This is a genomic window from Allobosea sp. ASV33, assembly GCF_016428755.1.
In the GTDB taxonomy this organism is placed as follows: domain Bacteria; phylum Pseudomonadota; class Alphaproteobacteria; order Rhizobiales; family Beijerinckiaceae; genus Allobosea.
In genome coordinates this window covers 1-314 of record NZ_JAELTI010000301.1, presented here as the reverse complement: position 1 = coordinate 314, position 314 = coordinate 1, and the positions used below count along the sequence as shown (strand labels likewise).

1 protein-coding gene is annotated in these 314 nt (G+C 76.1%); it reads left to right on the top strand.

Going from position 1 to position 314, the window contains the following annotated elements; genetic code table 11:
- Positions 1-314, top strand: a 314-nt coding sequence (locus JHD80_RS27710) for a hypothetical protein (protein WP_199093836.1), incomplete at both ends; no start/stop codon positions are given.

Below are 314 nucleotides of genomic sequence, written 5' to 3'. Positions count from 1 at the left end.
CCCCCCCCCCCCCCCCCCCCCCCCCCCCCCCCCCCCCCCCCCCCCCCCCCCCCCCCCCCCCCCCCCCCCCCCCCCCCCCCCCCCCCCCCCCCCCCCCCCCCCCCCCCCCCTTTTTAATGCTCCGGCGCCCACCGAGATCTACACCGAAGGTTAATCGTCGGCAGCGTCAGATGTGTATAAGAGACAGGAGCAAGGACGACCATCGCCTGCGCACCGAGCGCTTCCTGTTCCGGGAGAATGGCGAGGCGGCGCTGCGCAACGCCGCCCGCGTCTCGGCCGATTATGTCGTGCTGGCCAAGGCGCGGCTGGCCAGC